Origin of the sequence: Streptomyces sp. NPDC058534 (genome assembly GCF_042717365.1) — a bacterium.
Classification (GTDB): domain Bacteria; phylum Actinomycetota; class Actinomycetes; order Streptomycetales; family Streptomycetaceae; genus Streptomyces.
Genome location: NZ_JBHXNW010000097.1, coordinates 12,703 through 27,784 on the forward strand (window position 1 = coordinate 12,703; position 15,082 = coordinate 27,784).

14 protein-coding genes are annotated in these 15,082 nt (G+C 71.3%); 4 read left to right on the plus strand and 10 right to left on the minus strand.

Features of this window, described 5'->3' with window-relative positions; all coding sequences use genetic code 11:
• Positions 1-59: 59 nt before the first annotated feature.
• Positions 60-1,250, minus strand: coding sequence for an adenosine deaminase (locus ACFWR9_RS37790; RefSeq protein WP_383850753.1), 1,191 nt, complete (start codon positions 1,248-1,250; stop codon positions 60-62).
• 157 nt (positions 1,251-1,407) lie between these two features.
• On the opposite strand from ACFWR9_RS37790, the gene ACFWR9_RS37795 reads away from it, so the two are divergent.
• Positions 1,408-2,169, plus strand: a complete 762-nt coding sequence (locus ACFWR9_RS37795; protein WP_383850756.1) for an alpha/beta hydrolase — start codon at positions 1,408-1,410, stop codon at positions 2,167-2,169.
• 28 nt (positions 2,170-2,197) lie between these two features.
• On the opposite strand, the gene ACFWR9_RS37800 is transcribed toward ACFWR9_RS37795, so the two are convergent.
• Positions 2,198-3,151: a LysR substrate-binding domain-containing protein gene (locus ACFWR9_RS37800; protein ID WP_383850759.1), complete on the minus strand. Its 954-nt coding sequence runs from the start codon at positions 3,149-3,151 to the stop codon at positions 2,198-2,200.
• A 63-nt stretch (positions 3,152-3,214) separates the two neighbouring features.
• On the opposite strand from ACFWR9_RS37800, the gene ACFWR9_RS37805 reads away from it, so the two are divergent.
• Positions 3,215-4,498, plus strand: coding sequence for an MFS transporter (locus ACFWR9_RS37805; protein ID WP_383850761.1), 1,284 nt, complete (start codon positions 3,215-3,217; stop codon positions 4,496-4,498).
• A gap of 761 nt (positions 4,499-5,259) precedes the next feature.
• A complete protein-coding gene (locus ACFWR9_RS37810; RefSeq protein ID WP_383850764.1) occupies positions 5,260-6,264 on the plus strand; it encodes a sigma-70 family RNA polymerase sigma factor in 1,005 nt (334 codons plus the stop codon).
• On the opposite strand, the gene ACFWR9_RS37815 is transcribed toward ACFWR9_RS37810, so the two are convergent.
• Entirely contained in the window at positions 6,157-6,543 is a 387-nt protein-coding gene (locus tag ACFWR9_RS37815; RefSeq protein WP_383850766.1) for an STAS domain-containing protein, read from the minus strand. The two genes, ACFWR9_RS37810 and ACFWR9_RS37815, sit on opposite strands and share 108 nt — an antisense overlap.
• Positions 6,544-6,672: 129 nt before the next feature.
• Here ACFWR9_RS37815 and ACFWR9_RS37820 point away from each other — a divergent pair, with 129 nt between their 5' ends.
• Positions 6,673-7,596 carry an AEC family transporter gene (locus tag ACFWR9_RS37820; protein ID WP_383850769.1) on the plus strand — a complete coding sequence of 308 codons (924 nt, stop codon included), beginning with the start codon at positions 6,673-6,675 and terminating at the stop codon, positions 7,594-7,596.
• Between the two features lie 6 nt (positions 7,597-7,602).
• On the opposite strand, the gene ACFWR9_RS37825 is transcribed toward ACFWR9_RS37820, so the two are convergent.
• The 7 genes from ACFWR9_RS37825 to ACFWR9_RS37855 form a co-directional block, all read right to left on the minus strand.
• Positions 7,603-8,187 (minus strand): Uma2 family endonuclease, encoded by a 585-nt coding sequence (locus ACFWR9_RS37825; RefSeq protein ID WP_383850772.1) that lies wholly within the window; start codon positions 8,185-8,187, stop codon positions 7,603-7,605.
• 97 nt (positions 8,188-8,284) lie between these two features.
• A complete protein-coding gene (locus tag ACFWR9_RS37830; protein WP_383850792.1) occupies positions 8,285-9,562 on the minus strand; it encodes a thymidine phosphorylase in 1,278 nt (425 codons plus the stop codon).
• A gap of 43 nt (positions 9,563-9,605) precedes the next feature.
• Positions 9,606-9,998, minus strand: coding sequence for a cytidine deaminase (locus ACFWR9_RS37835; RefSeq protein ID WP_383850775.1), 393 nt, complete (start codon positions 9,996-9,998; stop codon positions 9,606-9,608).
• Positions 9,995-11,260, minus strand: coding sequence for an ABC transporter permease (locus ACFWR9_RS37840; protein ID WP_383850778.1), 1,266 nt, complete (start codon positions 11,258-11,260; stop codon positions 9,995-9,997). Before ACFWR9_RS37840 ends, ACFWR9_RS37835 begins: the two co-directional genes overlap by 4 nt.
• Positions 11,257-12,381, minus strand: coding sequence for an ABC transporter permease (locus tag ACFWR9_RS37845; protein WP_383850780.1), 1,125 nt, complete (start codon positions 12,379-12,381; stop codon positions 11,257-11,259). The genes ACFWR9_RS37840 and ACFWR9_RS37845 overlap by 4 nt, the downstream gene beginning before the upstream one ends.
• Positions 12,381-13,940: an ABC transporter ATP-binding protein gene (locus ACFWR9_RS37850; RefSeq protein WP_383850782.1), complete on the minus strand. Its 1,560-nt coding sequence runs from the start codon at positions 13,938-13,940 to the stop codon at positions 12,381-12,383. Before ACFWR9_RS37850 ends, ACFWR9_RS37845 begins: the two co-directional genes overlap by 1 nt.
• Before the next feature lie 245 nt (positions 13,941-14,185).
• Positions 14,186-15,082, minus strand: an 897-nt coding sequence (locus ACFWR9_RS37855; RefSeq protein ID WP_383850785.1) for a BMP family protein, incomplete at its 5' end; no start/stop codon positions are given.

Genomic DNA, 15,082 nt, shown 5'->3' on the forward strand with positions numbered 1-15,082 from the left:
CGAAATGCGGACGGATTGTGAAAGCCGGTCCGCGTTCCCCTATTACCGTGCGGCCCCGTTCAGCTCTCACCCTCCGAATAGTCGCTGGTCGAAGCGGTCTGCTGGAACAGCCATTCGGACTTCAGCTCCGCATATCCGGGCTTGATGACGTCATTGATCATGGCCAGTCGTTCATCGAATGGAATGAACGCCGATTTCATCGCGTTGACGGAGAACCACTGCATGTCATCGAGCGTGTAACCGAATGCATCGACCAGGTGCTCGAATTCCCGGCTCATACCGGTGTGGGACATCAGCCGGTTGTCGGTGTTGACGGTGGCGCGGAAGTGCAGCCGGCGCAGCAGCCCGATGGGGTGCTCGGCGTAGGAGTCCGCGGCGCCGGTCTGGAGATTGGAGCTGGGGCACAGCTCCAGCGGGATCCGCTTGTCGCGGACGTAGGAGGCGAGCCGTCCGAGCTTGACCGTGCCGTCCTCGTGGACCTGGATGTCGTCGATGATGCGCACGCCGTGCCCGAGCCGGTCGGCGCCGCACCACTGGAGGGCCTGCCAGATGGAGGGCAGCCCGAAGGCTTCGCCGGCGTGGATGGTGAAGTGGTTGTTCTCGCGCTTGAGGTACTCGAAGGCGTCCAGGTGCCGGGTGGGCGGGTAGCCGGCCTCGGCGCCCGCGATGTCGAATCCGACGACGCCCAGGTCGCGGTAGCGGTTGGCGAGTTCGGCGATCTCCAGGGCGCGGGCGGCGTGCCGCATCGCGGTGAGCAGGGCGCCGACGCGGATGCGGTGACCGTTGTCCCGTGCGCGCCGCTCGCCCTCCCGGAAGCCCTCGTTGACGGCCTCGACCACCTCTTCGAGGCTGAGCCCGCCCTCCAGGTGCTGCTCGGGGGCGTACCGCACCTCGGCGTAGACGACGCCGTCCTCGGCGAGGTCCTCGGCGCACTCGGCGGCGACCCGGACCAGGGCGTCGCGGGTCTGCATGACGCCGACGGTGTGCGAGAAGGTCTCCAGGTAGCGCTCCAGCGACCCGGAGTCGGCGGCCTGCCGGAACCAGGCGCCGAGCAGGTCGGCGTCGGTCTCGGGCAGGCCCGTGTACCCGGTCTCCCGGGCGAGGTCGACGACCGTGCCGGGACGCAGCCCGCCGTCGAGATGGTCGTGCAGCAGAACCTTCGGCGCCCGGCGGATCCGGTCCGGCGTCGGTGCCTGTCCGGCCTTCGCGGTGTTCGCCGCGGCGCTCTTCGCGGTGCTCTGGCTCGTCATTTCCGCACTCTAACTCCTACGCGCGTAGAACGCGGGGCGAACGCACAGGGACGTGAATACGAGCGGAACACGGCACCCCGGTGTACAGCTCCGCCGATATGTAACGGTGATTGCGCGGACAGGTGGCGTACACCCGGTCTTCTGAGAATGTTCTGCCATGGCACAGCAAGCGACGCCGGTCCGACAGGCCCGGCTGGGGCGAACGCTCGGCCCGGAGGGCACGGCGGTGAGCGGAGTGGTACTGCTGCTCCCCGGCGGCGACGAGGTGTCCGGCCGCAGGCCCTCTCCGCTGCTGGCGGCCGCGTCCGTACGGGCGTTGGGGCGCCGGGTGGCGCGCGCGGGGCGGGACGAGGGGCTGGCCGCCCATGTCGTGCACTACCGCTACCGCGGCTGGAACGGCACCGAGGCCCACCTCGCCCGGGACGCCGACTGGGCCGCCGACGAGGCCGTACGGCGCTATGGCGACGTGCCCGTCTGCCTGGCCGGCATCGGCATGGGCGGCCGGGCCGCCCTGCGCGCGGCCGGGCACGAGGCCGTCAACTCGGTGCTGTCGATCGCCCCTTGGCTGCCGGAGGAGGACGTGGCCGCACCGCCCGAACCGGTGAAGCAGCTGGTCGGCCGGCAGGTGCTGATCGTGCACGGCACGAACGACGAACGCAGCGACCCCGAACTGTCGTTCCGGCTGGCCTCGCGGGCGAAGAAGGCCAACCGCGCGGTGTGCCGGTTCGAAGTGCACTCCGACGGGCACGGGTTGCGGCAGTACCGGGAGGAAGTCGCCGCGCTGGCCGAGGACTTCGTGATGGGCACCCTCTTCGGGCAGTCCTTCTCGCGTCCGGTGGAGGACGCGCTGGCCGCGCCGCCGCCGCTGGGGCTGCGGATGCCGCTGGCGGTGGGGTTCGGGAAGTCGTTACGGAGGTAGGGCGACGGCCGGTTGCCGGGTGCCGGGGTCAGGACGGCAGCAGGCTCCCCCTCCTGGACAGCAGGAACCTCTTGAAGGCGGCCACGGGCGGCGTGTCCGTGCGGCCCGCCAGCCAGGCGACGCCGATCTCCCGGGCCGCGCGCGGGGCGGTGACCGTCAGCTCGACGACGCCGGGGCGGGGCACGGCGGGTGGGGGCAGCAGGGCGACGCCGAGACCCGCCGCGACCAGGCCGCGCAGCGTCTCCGCCTCCTCCCCCTCGAAGGCGACCTTGGGGCGGAACCCGGCCTCCGCGCACAGGGCGTCGGTGATGCGGCGCAGGCCGTAGCCGGGCTCCAGGGTCACGAAGTTCTCGTCGGCCGCCTCGGCGAGGCGGATGCGCCGGCGTGCCGCCAGGGGGTGTTCGGCCGGGACGACCAGGCGCAGCTTCTGCTCGTCGAGGCGGCGGGCGACCAGGTCGGGGGCGTCCGGCACCGGGGACGTCAGGCAGAGGTCGAGTTCGCCGGCGCGCAGGCGCTCCAGCATGGCCTCGCCGTAGTTCTGGACGAGGCTGAAGCGCACGCGCGGGTGGTCGGCGCGGAAGGAGTGCAGCAGGCCGGGTACGGTCTCGGCGCCCATGGTGTGCAGGAAGCCGAAGGCGACCTTGCCGGTGGCCGGGTCGGCGTCCGCGCGGACCTCCTCGGCGGCGCGCTCGACCTCGGCGAGGGCGCGTTCGACGGAGCCGAGGAAGGTGCGTCCGGCGACGGTCAGCGCGAGGGTGCGGCCGTGCCGGACGAAGAGGTCGACGCCCAGATCGGCTTCGAGGCGGACGAGGGCGCGGGAGAGGGTCGACTGGGGGACGTTCATCTCCTGCGCGGCCCGGGTCACGTGCTCGGTGCGGGCCACGCCGGCGAAGTGCGCGAGGCGGGGCGCGAGCAGCGCGACGATGTCTTCTGTGTCACCGGACCGTGACAGGCGGGGCCGTGAGCTTGGCTGATGCACCATGGGAACGATTATGCCCATTCCATGCATTGGACGGATGAGTTACGGGCTTCGTACGGTCACGGTATGACTCCCGCCGATACCGGGGCGTCCACCACCGTGGGCGCCGCATCCGCAGTCTCCGTCCCCGACACGTCCGACTCGCGCATGGCCCCGGGCGGGCCCGGCTACCGCCGGATGAGCTTCGCGCTCTTCCTCGCGGGCGTCGCGACCTTCGCGCTGCTGTACTCCACGCAGGCGCTGCTGCCGCTGATCTCGGGCGACCTGGGCGTCACGGCGAGCGACGCGAGCTGGACGGTGGCCGCCGCGACCGGCGGTCTGGCGGTGTTCGTCCTGCCGATGAGCGCGCTCTCGGAGCGTTTCGGGCGGCGTACGGTCATGACGGCGTCGCTGGCGGTCGCGGTGACCGTCGGGCTGCTGGTGCCCTTCGCCCCCTCGCTGCCGGCGCTGGTCGCGCTGCGCGCGGTGCAGGGCGCGGCGCTGGCGGGGCTGCCGGCCTCGGCGACGGCGTACCTCGCGGAGGAGGTCACGCCGCGGGCGCTGGTCACCGCGATCGGACTGTTCGTCGCGGGCAACAGCGTCGGCGGGATGAGCGGCCGGGTCATCACCGGCTGGGTGGCCCAGGAGTGGGGCTGGCGGGTCGCCGTCGGCGTGATCGGCGTCGTGGCGGTGGCGTGCGCGGTGGCCTTCCGGCTGCTGCTCCCTGCCCCCCGGCACTTCACGGCCGGCTCGCTGCGCCCGCGCGTCCTGGTCCGCACGGTCCGCGACCACCTCGCCAACCCGCTGCTGCGGCGCCTGTACGCGATCGGCGCGCTGTTCATGACGGTCTTCGGCGGCGTCTACACGGTGATCGGCTACCGCCTGGCGGAGGCGCCGTTCTCACTCCCGCAAGGTCTCATCGGCTCGATCTTCCTGGTCTACCTGGTCGGTACGGTCTCGGCCTCGACGGCGGGCCGTCTGGTGGGCCGCCTCGGCCGGCGCGGGGCGCTGTACCTGGGCGGCGGCACGACGGCCGCGGGCCTGCTCCTGTCCCTCGCCTCCTCCCTGCCCCTGGTCCTGCTGGGCCTGGTGCTGATCACGGCGGGCTTCTTCGCCGGTCACGCGGTGGCCTCCTCGGCGGTCGGCAAGACCGCCCAGCACGGCCGCGCCCAGGCCTCGGCCCTGTACCAGTCCGCCTACTACGTCGGCTCCAGCGCGGGCAGCACGGTGGGCGCGGTGGCCTTCCACTCCGGCGGCTGGACCGGCACGGTCGGCGTCGGCCTGCTGGCGGTACTGGGCGTCGTGACGATCACGGTGACGGGCTCGGTGGCGGCACGGCGTAGTGCGGGGGCGGTCACGGCGGGCGCCTGAGGGTCTTGGGGGGCCGGAGCGGGACGATCCCGGCGGCCGGGTGGCCCACCGGCGCGCCGCAGGCGGGGCCGGCCCTGACCACACACGCCTGAGCCGCGTCCCCGGCGCCCCGAAGCTGCACGGGGCGCTCACCGCGTAGCGCAGGCGGAGGCCTGACGGCACCGCCCAAGGCACGTCCCCGAGCTGTGCGGCCCGGCGGCCGGGGCGCTCACGGCGCGGCGCAGGCGAGTGCTTTGGCAGCACAGGCCAAGTCGCCTCCCCGGCGTCCCCGAGCTGTGCAGCCCGGCCGCCGGGGCGCTCACGGCGCGGCGCAGGGCCGGGGCTCCGGCGGGACAGGCCCAAGGCGTCCACGCGTCCCCGAGCTGTGCACCCCGGCGGCCGAGGCGCTCACGGCGTAGCGCAGGCGAGCCTGGCGGCTCAGGGCCGAGGCATCCGCGGCGACACAGAGCGGGAGGGGTCGGCGCAGGCCGGAAGGGCCGGTGGCCCGGTCACTCGCCGCGCGGCGCGTCGCCCGGTCACTCGCCGCGCGGCGCGCAGAGAGGTTGCGACGCCACAGGTCCGAGGCCTCGCGGTGGCCCGCGGCCGAGACCTCACCGGGTGGGGCGGTGCGGCGCCCGGAACGGGTCGGGGCCGGGCTGAAGGGGCCGCTTCGACCTGCGGTTTTATTCGCTGCACAGGCCATTGTCAGTCCCCTGCGGTAGCTTCCGAAGTGCGGGGCGCGAAGACGCGCACGACGGGACGGCCACAGGGGTGGGTGGACGATGACCAACGGCACCATGACGACGGAGCTGGACTCCGCGCTGGACAAGCACCGGACCGAGCTGACCGGGTACTGCTACCGGATGCTCGGCTCCTCCTTCGAGGCCGAGGACGCGGTGCAGGACACCCTGGTCCGCGCCTGGCGCAGCTACGAGAAGTTCGAGGGACGCTCCAGCCTCCGCTCCTGGCTCTACCGGATCGCGACCAACGTCTGCCTGGACATGCTGACCGCGGGCAACAAGCGGGCCCGCCCGATGGACCTGACGGATTCCACGCCGCTCGCCCAGGCCGCCCTGTCCCCCCGCCCGGACCACACCTGGCTGGAGCCGATGCCCGACGCGCGCGTGCTGCCCTCGACCGCCGACCCGGCGGAGGCCGCGGTGGCCAAGGAGTCCGTGCGGCTCGCCTTCATGGCCGCCCTCCAGCAGCTGCCGCCCAAGCAGCGCGCCGTGCTGATCCTGCGCGAGGTGCTGGCGTGGAAGGCGAGCGAGGTCGCCGAGCTGCTCGGCACCTCGGTCCCGTCGGTCAACAGCGCCCTGCAACGCGCCCGCGCCACCCTCGCCGACCGGGAGGACCGCGGCGACGGCGCGGCGGTGTCCGACCCGCTGGACGAGGAGCAGCAGAAGCTCCTGGAGCGCTACGTCGCCGCCTTCGAGGGCTACGACATGACGGCGCTGACAGCCCTCCTGCACGAGGACGCGGTCATGACGATGCCGCCGTTCGACCTCTGGCTGGCCGGCCCCGGCGACATCACCGGCTTCATGACGACCCTCGGCGCCGCCTGCGCGGGCTCGCGGCTGCTGCGGGTGGAGGCCAACGGGCTGCCGGCCTTCGCGCACTACAAGCCCGACCCGGAGGCGGGCGGCTTCGCACCGTGGGCGGTCCAGGTGCTGGAGATCTCAGACGGCCGCATCACCGGGTTCCACTGCTTCCTCGACACCAAGCGGTGGTTCCCGCTCTTCGACCTGCCCCTCCGTCTCGAAGCGGAGGCCGACCAGGTCGAGTAGCGCGTGCAGCGCGGGGTCGGGGTCGCGCAGCCGGATCCGGCCCCCGGCCCGCCGGGCGGTGAGTTCCAGGCGGGCCAGCAGGTCGACGACGGCGAGTCCCGGCGATCCCAGCCCGCCGACATCGCAGACGATCACCCCGGCCCGGGTGGCTTCCAGCAGCGCGCGCGCCTCGTCGCAGAGCCGGGGTGTCTCCCCTCGGGAGACAGACCCCGGCAGCACGAGTACGGCGGGTGTCACGGCGTCCACGTGCGGTAGACCCGGCGCGGGCCCCGAACTCATCGGTGTCCGCAGTCAGAGATCACATTGACCTGCGCATGCCCTCCGCCGGAGGGTTTGCTGCATGCCCCATGCATCGCCGTGCCCCGCCGTGCCGCCGGACGTGTCCGTCCTCGCCGAGGAGGCGTCGCCGTGCAGGGGGTGCTGACCGGGTTCGCGGTCATCGCGGTCGTCATCGCCGTCGGCTACGTACTGGGTCTGCGCGGCCACCTCGGGCCACAGGGGCGCGAGGTGCTGACCAAGCTGGCCTTCCATGTGGCCTCTCCCGCCCTGCTGTTCACCACCCTCGCGACGGCCGACCTGTCGGTGGTCTTCTCCAGCCGGCTCCTGGTGACGGCGCTGTCCACGGTGGCGGTGGCCGGGGTCTTCGTCGCGGTGGGCGTCGTACGCGGCTGGGGCGTGGGCCGTACGACGATCGGCGCACTGTGCTCCGGCTACGTCAACTCGGGCAACCTCGGCATCCCGATCGCCGTGTACGTGCTGGGCGACGCCTCGCTGGTGGCGCCGGTGCTGCTGTTCCAGCTGGTGCTGGTGACACCGGTGGCGGTGACGATCCTGGACCTGTCGTCGGGCGGGGGCGCGAAGGGCCCGCTGTGGCGGCTGCTGCTGACACCGCTGCGCAATCCGATCGCGCTCGGTTCGCTCGCCGGGGTCGCGGTCGCCGCGAGCGGCCTGCGGGTGCCGGACGCTGTCATGGACCCGGTGACGCTGATCGGCAACATGTCCGTCCCGGCGGTGCTGATGGCCTTCGGCATCGGCCTGTGCGGCTCCACGATGCCGCTGCGGGGCGTGGAACGGCGGCCCGTGCTGCTCGCCGTCGCGCTGAAGGCGGTGGGACAGCCGGTGGTGGCCTGGGCGCTGGCGTCGGGGGTGTTCGGGCTGCGGGGGCCTCAACTGCTCGACGTGGTGGTGACCTCGGCGTTGCCGGCCGCGCAGAACCTTTACACGTACGCGTCGACCTACGGGGTGGGCGAGCGGCTGGCGCGGGACGCGATCCTGGTGTCCACGGTGGTGTCCGTGCCGGTGTTGGTGGGGGTGGCGGCGGTTTTGGGGTGACGAGCTTCAGCTCGTGGGGAAGGCGCCGGTGTCGATCTCCAGGCCAAAGGGGTCCGGCAGGGTCAACTTTTCGCCGTACTCCACCGACGCCAGGACGCGATAGGTGCCGTCCTCAGGGACTCCGTAAAGCGTGACCGTCGGGCATCCGCTGTGCCAGGGGTCCAGAAGAAGGTAGAGGGGGACACCGGCCCGGGCATATCCCCTGACCTTCTTGATCCGATCATGATTGGCATTGCTGCGCGAGGTGACTTCGACGACCAACTCCGCCTCACTCGCATGCACTCTCCTGCCCTGCCGCAACGCCACTCTGGGCACCACGCACAGATCGGGCTGGAAAACGCCCGCAGTCTCCGGGACCGCCAGCCCCAGAGTCTGGTAGATGCCACACCCCTCGGGGACAGCGGTGTAGAGGCTGAGTTGAAGCAGTTCGGCGGTGTCGTTGTGCGCTTCGGACGGCGGAGGCGCCACGGTGACGATCCCTTCAATGATCTCCACCTTGCTGCCCTCCGGAGCGTCCGTCTCCTCCAGGACACGGACGATCTCGTCCCAGCCCGCCCCTCCGGGGGTCGGCTCGGCACTGAGTGCGCTCATGGCGGTGTCTCCAATCGGTGCGTCACCGATCCCAGCATGCCGAACGGGACCGGTACTGGTCTACCGGTCCCGTTCACCCGAATGGGGAAAGCGCAGGTCAGGCGATACGTTCCCGCACCACCGGCGGCGCTGTGAAGTCCGTGCCCGTCGGGGCGACGTCGTACGAGCCCTCCACCGCCGCGAGGGCGTACTCGAAGCGGTCCGGGGTGTCGGTGTGGAGGGTGAGGAGGGGCTGTCCGGCCGTGACGGTGTCGCCGGGGCGGGCGTGGAGTTCGAGGCCGGCGGCGGCCTGCACCGGGTCCTCCTTGCGGGCGCGGCCCGCGCCGAGGCGCCAGGCGGCGACACCGATGCCGTAGGCGTCGAGGCGGGTCAGGACGCCCGAGGAGGCGGCCTTCACCACGTGCTGCTCCTTCGACGTGGGCAGGGCCGCGTCCGGGTCACCGCCCTGGGCCGCGATCATGCGACGCCAGACGTCCATCGCGGAGCCGTCGGCGAGCGCCTTCGCCGGGTCGGCGTCCGGCAGGCCCGCCGCGTCCAGCATCTCGCGGGCCAGCGCGAGGGTCAGCTCCACCACGTCGGAGGGGCCGCCGCCGGCCAGGACCTCGACCGACTCGCGGACCTCCAGGGCGTTGCCCGCGGTGAGGCCGAGCGGGGTCGCCATGTCGGTGAGCAGCGCGACCGTCTTCACGCCGTGGTCGGTGCCCAGGCCGACCATCGTCGACGCCAGCTCGCGCGCGTCCTCGATGGTCTTCATGAAGGCGCCCGAGCCCACCTTCACGTCCAGGACCAGGGAGCCCGTACCCTCCGCGATCTTCTTGGACATGATGGAGGAGGCGATGAGCGGGATCGCCTCGACCGTGCCGGTCACGTCCCGCAGGGCGTACAGCTTCTTGTCGGCGGGTGCGAGGCCGTCACCCGCCGCGCAGATCACCGCGCCGGTGGTGTCCAGGACGTTCAGCATCTCCTCGTTGGAGAGCAGCGCGCGCCAGCCCGGGATCGACTCCAGCTTGTCCAGGGTGCCGCCGGTGTGGCCGAGGCCCCGGCCGGAGAGCTGCGGGACGGCCGCGCCGCACGCCGCCACCAGGGGCGCCAGCGGCAGGGTGATCTTGTCGCCGACGCCGCCCGTGGAGTGCTTGTCGGCGGTGGGACGGGACAGGGACGAGAACTCCATCCGCTCGCCGGAGGCGATCATCGCGGCCGTCCAGCGGGCGATCTCGCCGCGGTTCATGCCGTTGAGCAGGATCGCCATCGCGAGCGACGACATCTGCTCGTCGGCCACCTCGCCGCGCGTGTAGGCGTCGATGACCCAGTCGATCTGCTCGCCGCTGAGTTCGCCGCGGTCCCGCTTGGTGCGGATGACGGAGATGACGTCCATGCCCATGTATGGCTTTCCTAACGGGATTACGGGATTGCGGGAGTTACTTGGTGAGGTGGTCCGGGCCGAAGGCCTGCGGGAGCATCTGCGAGAGGGGGACGATCCCCGCCGGGGTGTCCAGGAGCAGCTCCGGGCCGCCGAACTCGTGGAGCAGCTGGCGGCAGCGGCCGCACGGGACGAGGACCGCGCCCTCGCCGTCGACGCAGACGAAATGCGTCAGCCGGCCGCCGCCGGTCAGCCGGAGCTGGGAGACGAGCCCGCACTCGGCGCACAGGCTGATGCCGTAGCTGGCGTTCTCCACGTTGCAGCCGGTCACCGTGCGGCCGTCGTCGACCAGGGCGGCGGCGCCGACGGCGTACCCGGAGTACGGGGCGTACGCCCGGGACATCGCGTCCCGGGCTGCCGCGCGCAGTCCGACCCAGTCGACGGCCGTCACTTGCCCTGTCCCTTCCGGTACGACCTGCCGTTGGCCCTGGGCATTCGCAACCGCTGTGCGGAGAGCGCGAGGACGACGAGGGTGACGACGTACGGCGTGGCGGAGACGACCTGGTTGGGGACGTCGTCGGTGCCGGCGTACCAGGCGAAGACCAGGGCGCCGACGAGCACCGTGATGGCGGCCTTGACGTACTTCTTGCGGATCGCGAGCCAGATGGCGCCGGCCACCAGCAGCAGCGCGCCGAGCAGCAGCAGGGCGTGCACGTTGGCCGAGCCGCCGCGCAGGTTGAGGCTGTCGGTGTAGCCGAACAGCCCGGCGCCGATGGCGAGTCCGCCCGGCATCCAGTTGCCGAAGATCATCGCCGCGAGGCCGATGTAGCCGCGGCCGCTGGTCTGGCCCTCCAGGTAGAAGGGGTTGGCCACGATGGAGAGGAAGACGCCGCCGAGGCCGGCCAGCCCGCCGGAGATGATCACGGCCAGGTACTTGTACTTGTAGACGTTGACGCCGAGGGACTCCGCGGCCACCGGGTTCTCGCCGCAGGAGCGCAGCCGCAGGCCGAAGGAGGTGCGCCACAGGATCCACCAGGTGGCGGGGATCAGGGCGACAGCGATCAGGGTGAGCCAGGAGACGTCGGTGACCAGACCGCCGAGCAGGCCGGCGATGTCCGAGATCAGGAACCAGCCCTTGTCGTTCAGGCTCACCAGACCGTCGGAGAGGCCCGGCACCGTGAAGTGGCCGAGGGAGTCGACCGGCGGGGACTGCTTGGCCGAGCCGCCCTGGTGGCCCTCGAAGGCCAGCGGGGCGAGGTAGCGGGTGGCGCCGAGGGCGAGGATGTTGATGGCCACGCCGGAGACGATGTGGTTGACGTTGAAGGTGATCGTCACGATGGCGTGCAGCAGGCCGCCGAGCGCGCCGCCGATGATGCCGACCAGGACGCCGGTCCACGGGCCCCACTGGAAGCCGGCCCAGGCACCGAACCAGGTGCCGAGGATCATCATGCCTTCGAGGCCGATGTTGATGACGCCCGCGCGCTCGGCCCACAGACCGCCGAGACCGGCGAGGCCGATCGGCACGGCGAGCTGGAGCGCGGTGGACATCTGGCTGACGTTGGTGATGCCGTTGGCGCCGGTGATGAGGCGGACGATGGAGGTCAGCGCCAGGGCGCCGGCGATGACCAGCATCAGGACCCCCAGCGAGATCCGGCGGCCGGCCGGCGCCCCGTGCTCCAGCGTGGGCTGGTTGAGGTCGGTTGCGGTGGTCATCGGCCAGCCACCTCCTTCTTGGTGTTGTCGGTGGCGCCGAGGACGTGACCGGCGGCCAGCTCGGCGCCGACCCGGCGCTGCTGGCGGCGGAGGCCCCACTCGCGGACGGCCTCGTAGGAGACGACGACGGAGAGGACGATCAGGCCCTGCATGATGACCGCGATCTCCTTGTCGTAGCCGTGGAAGTCCAGTTCGGGCGAGGCCTTGTCGAGCCAGGCCCACAGCAGGGCGGCGAAGGCGATGCCGACCGGGCTGTTGCGGCCGAGCAGGGCGATGCCAATGCCGAGGAAGCCGATGCCGGTGGGGAAGTTGAGGCTGTAGGTGTGGGTGTCGCCGAGCAGGATCGGGAGGCCCGCGAGACCGGCGAGGCCGCCGGAGAGGAGCATCGCGGTGAGCACCATGCGCTTGGGGTCGACGCCGCTGGCCGCGGCGGCGGACTCGGAGGCGCCGGAGGCGCGCAGGTCGAAGCCGAAGCGGGTGCGGTTGAGGGCGATCCAGTAGCCGATGCCGAGCAGCACGGCGAGGACGACCAGGCCGTAGATCTCGCCGGCCGCGCCCATGTCGATGCCGGGGACCCAGCCGGACTCGTGCATCTCGCCGGTGGTGTTGTTGTTGCCGATCTTGACGCCGAAGACGTCCGGCAGCCACAGGTAGCCGATGACGGAGGTGGCGATGGCGTTGAGCATGATCGTCGCGACGACCTCGCTGACGCCGCGGGTGACCTTGAGGACACCGGCGATGCCGGACCAGAAGGCGCCCGTGCACACTGCGGTCAGGAGCAGGAGCGGGATCTGGAGGAAGGCCGGGAGGTCGGCGTGGGCGCCGACGATCGCGGCCATCATGGCGGCGAGCTGGTACTGGCCGTCGACGCCGATGTTGAACAGGTTCATCCGGAAGCCGATGGCGACCGCCAGGGCGGCGATGTAGTACATCGACGCCTGGTTGATGATCAGGACCTGGATGTCGGAGAACCCGGCCTGCTCGAACATCAGGGCGAACGGTTCGACCGGGTTCTTGCCCGAGGCGATCAGGACGATCGCGCTGAGCACGAAGGCCACGGCGAGCGCGATGACCGGACCGGCCACCGCGAGGAGCACGCGCTCCTTGTCGAACTTCTTCATCAGCGGGCCTCGTCTTCCGCACCCGGACCGTCGTCGGCCGGCGTCTCTTCGTGTTCCAGGTGGCCGCTCGCGGCGCCGGTCATCGCCGAGCCCAGCTCCTCGGGCGTGATGGAGGCCGGGTCGGCGTCCGCGACCAGCCTGCCGTCGTAGATCACCCGGAGGGTGTCGGACAGGCCGATCAGCTCGTCCAGGTCGGCGGAGATCAGCAGGACGGCGAGTCCCTCGCGGCGGGCCTCCCGGATGTGGTCCCAGATCGCGGCCTGCGCGCCGACGTCCACACCGCGGGTGGGGTGGGCGGCGATCAGGAAGCGCGGCTTGTGGCTCATCTCGCGGCCGACGATCAGCTTCTGCTGGTTGCCGCCGGAGAGCGAGGCGGCGGTGACGTCGATGCCGGGGGTGCGGACGTCGTACGTCTCGACGATGCGGCGGGTGTCCTCCTGGGAGCCCTTCGGGTCCAGCCAGACGCCCTTGCTGTTGGGCTTCTCGGTGACGTGGCCGAGGATGCGGTTCTCCCAGAGGGGCGCTTCCAGGAGCAGGCCGTGGCGGTGGCGGTCCTCGGGGATGTAACCGACGCCCTGCTCGCGGCGCTTGCGGGTGGGCAGCGCGGTGATGTCCTCGTCGAGGAAGCGGATGGCGCCGGAGTCGGCGTGGCGCAGGCCGATGAGCGCGTCGACCAGTTCGGTCTGGCCGTTGCCCTCGACGCCGGCGATGCCCAGCACTTCACCGGCGTGGATGGTGAAGGAGATGTCGTCCAGCAGGGTCTTGCCGCCCGGGGCCGCGAGGCGCAGCGCGTCGACGGTGAGGACCGGGCGGTCGGTGACCGTGGACTCGGCGGTCTCCGGGGTGGGCAGTTCGCTGCCGACCATCAGCTCGGCGAGCTGGCGCGGGGTGGTCTCGGCGGGGACGGCGGTGCCGACCGTGGTGCCGCGGCGGATGACGGTGATCTCGTCGGCGACCGACAGGACCTCGCCCAGCTTGTGGGAGATGAAGATGACGGACAGGCCCTCGGCCTTCAGCCCGCGCAGGTTGTCGAAGAGCGCGTCGACCTCCTGCGGCACCAGGACGGCGGTCGGCTCGTCGAGGATCAGCGTGCGGGCGCCGCGGTAGAGGACCTTGAGGATCTCCACGCGCTGACGGGCGGCGACGCCGAGTTCCTCGACCAGGACGTCGGGGCGTACGCCGAGGCCGTACCGCTCGGAGATCTCCTTGATCTTCCGGCGGGCCTTGGCGCCGATGCCGTACAGCTTCTCGCTGCCGAGGACCACGTTCTCCAGGACCGTGAGGTTGTCGGCGAGCATGAAGTGCTGGTGGACCATGCCGATGCCGCGGGCGATGGCGTCGGCGGGCGAGGAGAAGGCCACCTTCTCCCCGTCGATCGCGATGGTGCCCTCGTCCGGCTTCTGCATGCCGTAGAGGATCTTCATCAGCGTCGACTTGCCGGCGCCGTTCTCGCCGACGAGGGCGTGCACGGTGCCCTTGTGGACGGTGAGATGGATGTCGTGGTTGGCCACGACGCCGGGGAAACGCTTGGTGATCCCGGCGAGTTCGACGGCGGTCACCGGTTCGTTGACCGCCGCTCCGGCCGGAGGGCTGCTGGACGCGTTGATGGCGCACTCTCCTGGGGACGGGGGCCGTCTACGCGCGTAGCGCCCCTACGGCATCTAAAAGCGGCGGCGGCACATCGACACGACGGGGCACGAGGAGGGGCCAGAAGTGCCCTCCCCGTACCCCGCCGAGCGGCGCAGCCGACGCGGTTACACGCTGTTCGAGGTGTTGCTGCTCAGGTGCTCAGGTGCTCAGCTGTTCAGCTGCTCTTGACCTTGATCTCGCCGCTGATGATCTTCTCCTTGGCCGTCTTGATGGCTGCCTGGAGCTCGGCGTCGTCCGCGAACTTCGGGTTGGAGTCCGAGAGACCGACCTCGCCGGACTTCAGATCGCCCCGAACGATACCGGTCTCCGGCTTGCCGTCCTCGACCGACTTCGCGAGGCTGTACACGGCCTTGGCGACGTCCTTCGTGGCCGAAGTCAGGATGTAGTCCTTGTACTTCGCGAGGGCGTCCTGCTTGTACTGGTCGGAGTCGACGCCGATCGCCCAGATCTTCTTGGCGGCGGCGGCCTCGATGACACCCTGGCCGGAGAGACCGGCGGCAGCGAAGACGACGTCGGCCTTCTTCTCGATCTGGCCCTCGGCGGCGGTCTTGCCCTTGTCGGGGCTGGAGAAGCCGCCCTCCTCCGCGGTCTGCGTAAGGTACTGGGAGAGGACCTTGACCTTCGGGTCGGTGTCCTTGACGCCCTGGGCGAAGCCGGCCTGGAACTTGTGGATCAGCGGGATGTCCACGCCGCCCACGAAACCGACCGTGTCGGTCTTGGTGCTCTTGGCCGCGGCGACACCGGCGAGGTAGGAGGCCTGCTCCTCGTTGAAGACCAGGTCCGCCACGTTCTTCGCGTCGATCGTGGCGTCGTCCACGATGCCGAAGGTGGTGTCCGGGTACTTCTCGGCGGCGCTCTTCAGTGCGGCGGCGTACGCGTAGCCGACACCGACGACCGGGTTGTAGCCCTGCTTGGCCAGGGAGACCAGGCGCTGCTCCTTGTCGGCGTTGGTCTCGCCGTCGGTGGGCTCGATGTCGGCGGTCTTGTAGCCGAACTCCTTCTTCGCCCGCTCCAGACCGGCGTACGCGGCGTCGTTGAAGGACTGGTCGCC

Bases quoted from the DNA above. Each gene is read 5' to 3' on its own strand.
- ACFWR9_RS37790 (WP_383850753.1), bottom strand. From the start codon at position 1,250: ATGACGAGCCAGAGCACCGCGAAGAGCGCCGCGGCGAACACCGCGAAG.
- ACFWR9_RS37795 (WP_383850756.1), top strand. From the start codon at position 1,408: ATGGCACAGCAAGCGACGCCGGTCCGACAGGCCCGGCTGGGGCGAACG.
- ACFWR9_RS37800 (WP_383850759.1), bottom strand. From the start codon at position 3,151: ATGGTGCATCAGCCAAGCTCACGGCCCCGCCTGTCACGGTCCGGTGAC.
- ACFWR9_RS37805 (WP_383850761.1), top strand. From the start codon at position 3,215: ATGACTCCCGCCGATACCGGGGCGTCCACCACCGTGGGCGCCGCATCC.
- ACFWR9_RS37810 (WP_383850764.1), top strand. From the start codon at position 5,260: ATGACCAACGGCACCATGACGACGGAGCTGGACTCCGCGCTGGACAAG.
- ACFWR9_RS37815 (WP_383850766.1), bottom strand. From the start codon at position 6,543: ATGAGTTCGGGGCCCGCGCCGGGTCTACCGCACGTGGACGCCGTGACA.
- ACFWR9_RS37825 (WP_383850772.1), bottom strand. From the start codon at position 8,187: ATGAGCGCACTCAGTGCCGAGCCGACCCCCGGAGGGGCGGGCTGGGAC.
- ACFWR9_RS37830 (WP_383850792.1), bottom strand. From the start codon at position 9,562: ATGGACGTCATCTCCGTCATCCGCACCAAGCGGGACCGCGGCGAACTC.
- ACFWR9_RS37840 (WP_383850778.1), bottom strand. From the start codon at position 11,260: ATGACCACCGCAACCGACCTCAACCAGCCCACGCTGGAGCACGGGGCG.
- ACFWR9_RS37845 (WP_383850780.1), bottom strand. From the start codon at position 12,381: ATGAAGAAGTTCGACAAGGAGCGCGTGCTCCTCGCGGTGGCCGGTCCG.